This window comes from Kitasatospora sp. MBT63 (genome assembly GCF_000710465.2).
In the GTDB taxonomy this organism is placed as follows: domain Bacteria; phylum Actinomycetota; class Actinomycetes; order Streptomycetales; family Streptomycetaceae; genus Kitasatospora.
The window spans coordinates 43,899-47,874 of sequence record NZ_JAIZ01000628.1; the positions used below are offsets into that span (position 1 = coordinate 43,899).

Consider the following 3,976-nt stretch of genomic DNA (forward strand, 5'->3'; position numbering starts at 1 on the left):
CCTGACTCCCGAACTGCTGTCGAAACGCTGCTCTACGACGTGAACAGAGCCACCCTGACCCGCAGCGGCCACGGCACGCCCGTGCCGTCCGGCTCGTGTCCGCCCAGCCGTCCCGCCTCCCGCCGCGTGCCCGCACCCGCGGCCGACCGTAGCCGTTGCGGCGCCCCGGGCTCCGGGCGGCGGGGCCGCACCCCGGCGTCGTGCCGTTGCCCGGCCGGCGGCGGACCGTTGCCGGGGCGGTTCGGGGAACGCCGAACGGCGGCCCCCGGGTGTGCGGGTGCCGCCGATGGTGCCGGGGCTTCCGCGGCAATTCGGAAGGCCCCCGGGAAGGGGTGGGGGAGTGCCCGGATCAGAGGAACACGTCTCCCGGCGCCGACGGACAGACCGACAGCGCATCTGTGAATGATTGATACCCGCCACCAGGCGTTTCCGGAAGCGGAAACCGCCTGCTTGCACGACTTCGCACGAACGCGGGCAACACCCCCGGTGACGTGCGCCCCGGTACGGGTTGTGCGCCGGACGGAAACCCCCCGGCCGCCCCGGGACCCGCCGCCACGCGGGCCACCCGTCCGCATTCCGCGGACAAAGGCGGAAAACGCCACCCCTGAAACGGTGCTGACGGCCATTCAGGGCGTGCCAGAGTGGTGGGACGGCCACGGGCGGCAATCCCGCGGCCGCACCGCACCATCCGCCCGGATCAAGAAACCGTCCACCCGGATCAGAGGACCACCGTGAGCATCCTTCCCAGCCCCCTGCCCGCCGCCGGCCTGCCGTCCCTGCAGATCCCCCTGCCCGCCGGCCGCCGGCGCGCCGTGCCCGCCCTCGTGCCCGCCACGGTGATCGTCATCATCCTGCTCGCCCGCGGCTACGACATCGCCTCCGCCACCGCCGCCGTCATCGCGATCGGCGCCGCCGCCCGCGACCTCGCCCGCACCAGCTGACCCCATCCCGCCCCGGTGGCGGCGCCCTCGAACGCGCGGCGCCGCCACCCGTGGTGAAGGAGGACAGCGCGTGCCCCGCCCCGAAACCACCATCCGCCCCGACGCACCCCACCGCGTCCTCGCCGAACAACTGCGCCGACTGCGCCACAAGGCCGGCAGCCCGCCCCTGACGGCGCTCGCCCGCCTCAGCGGCTACGGCACCACGGTGCTGTCAGAGGCGGCCTCCGGCACGAAACTGCCCAGCCTCGACGTGACCCTCGCCTACGCCCAGGCCCTGGGCGGCGATCCGCAGCACTGGCGCGAGCAGTGGCTCATCGCCCGCCACCGCCAGGAACCCGACCGCCGCTACGAGGTCCTCGACCGGCCCCGCTCACCCCGCAACATCCGCACCGTCCCCGCTTTCCTCCAGGCCCTGCGGGAACTGAGGATCCGGGCGGGCGAGCCCTCCTACCAGTGGATGGCCGGCCGCTGCCAGGTCTCCGCCTCCACCCTGTGCGCCGCCCTCGCCCCCTCCCGCACCACCCTCCCGGGCCGGCAGGCCGTCGAGGGAGTCGTGACCGCCTGCCTGACGGCCACGGCCGCCACCGGCGACGCACCGGACACCGGCGCCCAGGCCTGGACCGACACCTGGGCCCGGCTGCGCGCCGCCGAACTCGCCCGCAAGGACACCCGCCCCGCACCCCGGAACACCCCCGCACCGCCCGCCTCCTCCGGGCCCGCTGCACCCGAGGACGACGCCCCGCGCACCTGGCCGATCGAGCCCGGGACACCCCCGCGGGTGGCGGCGTTCGCCCGGGCGCTCCAGAAGGCGTTGGTGGCCGCCGGACTGCGCCAGTGCCAATTGGCCGGGGTCGCGGGAGTCAGCGCCGCCAGCCTCTCGCGCTATCTCCGAGGTGTGCGACTGCCGCCGTGGGAAGCCCTGTGCGCCGTGCACGAGGCTCTGTCCTCGGCCGGAGCGGACCGCGAGGTCCTCGACGGGCTACGTGACTGCTGGAACAGCGCGACGGCGGCCGCCCGGGCCGAAGACAGCGCCCCCGTCGTACCTGCCGCCCCCGATCCGGCCGCCGCCGCGACCGCGGCTTCCGAGCCCTTGCCGAAAGCCTGGCAGGCCGGCTCGAGCCTGTCCGAGAAGGCCGTGCTGTACGCCCTGCAGCACCACCCGGACCGGATGGGAGTCCTGCTCGCGCCCATCCGCACCCAGCATGACGATGTCCACGCGATCGCGTTCTCCCCGGACGGCGCGGTGCTGGCCACCGCGGGAACCGAGGGGTCGGTCAGGCTCTGGGACGTGGTGAGCGGCCGGCAGCTCGGCTCACCGCTCCTCGGCCACCGCGGTTACGTCAACTCCGTTGCCTTCTCGCCCGACGGTGCGCTGCTCGCCAGTGGCGGGGAGGACGGAACGGTCCGGCTGTGGCGGCCCGGCCCGAAGCCGACCGCCGTCCGCACCCTGAACGCGGACCGCTGGCGGATCGACAGGATCATGTTCTCCCCCGACGGCGGGACGCTCGCCACCTCCGGAATCGAAAGGGCCATCCACCTGTGGGACCCCGCAAGCGGCCGCCGGACGGGGTCGCTCGTCGGACACACCGGCCTCCTCCACGCAATGGCGTACTCGCCCGACAGTGCGCTCCTGGCCGCTGCCGACCGGGACGACACCCTCCGCGTGTGGGACCCGGAGAACGGCAAGCAGATCAGCGTCGTACCGGCAGCCAGTCCGGCCGCCGTGTTCTTCACCAGCCGCACCGAAGGTCTGTTGGTGACCTGCACCGGGATACTGCAACGGTGGGGGGTCGGCTGGAGACCGACGGACATCGACCCCGGTCGTCACGGCGGCCGTCCCGGGGACGCCTGCTCGGCTGCGCTCTCCCCGGGCGGCAACCTGTGCGCCGTCGTGAACGAGGAAGGCCCCGTCCAGCTCTGGAACACCGCGACCGGCCGGCCCGCCGGCAGGCCTCTGCGCGACCACACCGACTCGGTCTGGTCGGCGGCGTTCTCCCCCGACGGCGGCCTGCTGGCCACCGCCGGCGGGGGAGAGGAGGTACTGCTGCGCCGGGTTGCCTGACCGGCACGGCACACAGCGCGTCGTCGCCCCTGCCGGCCCGGCAGGCTCCGAGCCTGCCGATCCGTCAGATGGTGGTGAGCTTGGCCTTGAACTGGGTGTAGTCGATGACGTTGTCGGCGGGCGGGGCCTGGACGGTGAGGGGCTTGTCGAAGTCGGTGAAGTTCATCTCGCCGGGCTCCGCGCCGTAGTGGGCGATCTTGACCAGGTAGGGCTTGCCGTCGGTGGCGACGTAGCCGGTGTTCGTGGAGCCGTCGTCGTCGGTGGAGACGACGGTGAAGGTGCTGTGGCCGTTCACGGTGGCGGCGGCGCCCTTGACGGCGTCGTCGTCGGTGTCCTTGTTGTCGGTCATCGACTTGACGATGTCGCACATCGCGGCGAGTCCGGCGAGCGAGGGGTCGTCCTTGGCGCCGGTCAGGTAGCGGCCCTTGAACATTTCGGCGGCCACATCCCCGGCGTGCGCGTCGCCCTTGCCCGCGGCGATGGTCTTCCAGAACGCGGCGTCGGGCCGCAGGTAGCTGGTGCCGTCGGTGTGGATGATCTCGATCTGGCCCATGCCCACCACGCCGATGGTGCCCTGGCAGTTGCCCTTGGTGTCGGTCGCCAGGTCGAGGGTCATCTTCTTGCCGGCCGCCACCATGTTCCCGGAGATCCTGACCGACGACAGTGACGCCATCGCGTCCTGGGACTGCTTCTCGATCTCGGCGGCGGTCAGCTTCTCGGTGTCCAGGCGCCCGGCCGCGCCCGTGCTCCCGGAGGCGCCGGGGGAGGCGGTGGCGGCTGCCGCGTTCGAGGAGCCGGCCGGGTCCTGGTTCCGGGCGCAGCCGCCCGCTCCCAGGACCAGGGCGCAGCAGACGGCGGTGGTGGCGATGGCGGGGCGCTTGGGGAACATCGGTGTCCTTCTGTGGGACCGGCACGGAAGGCGCCAGTATGGGCCCGGACGGGGTACTGCCGCCTCGGGTTTCTTCGCCGGTTC

The 3,976-nt window shown here is 73.3% G+C and carries 3 protein-coding genes; 2 read left to right on the top strand and 1 reads right to left on the bottom strand.

Features of this window, described 5'->3' with window-relative positions:
- Positions 1–731 precede the first annotated feature (731 nt).
- On the top strand, positions 732–941 hold the full coding sequence (locus tag AA75_RS48245) for a hypothetical protein (RefSeq protein ID WP_033823998.1): 210 nt from the start codon (positions 732–734) through the stop codon (positions 939–941).
- A 70-nt stretch (positions 942–1,011) separates the two neighbouring features.
- Positions 1,012–3,003, top strand: a complete 1,992-nt coding sequence (locus tag AA75_RS53805) for a helix-turn-helix domain-containing protein (protein ID WP_033823999.1) — start codon at positions 1,012–1,014, stop codon at positions 3,001–3,003.
- A 64-nt stretch (positions 3,004–3,067) separates the two neighbouring features.
- Here the strand turns inward: AA75_RS53805 and AA75_RS50070 are convergent, their stop codons facing one another.
- Complete coding sequence (locus tag AA75_RS50070) at positions 3,068–3,892, bottom strand: hypothetical protein (RefSeq protein WP_033824000.1); 825 nt, start codon at positions 3,890–3,892, stop codon at positions 3,068–3,070.
- Positions 3,893–3,976 lie beyond the last annotated feature (84 nt).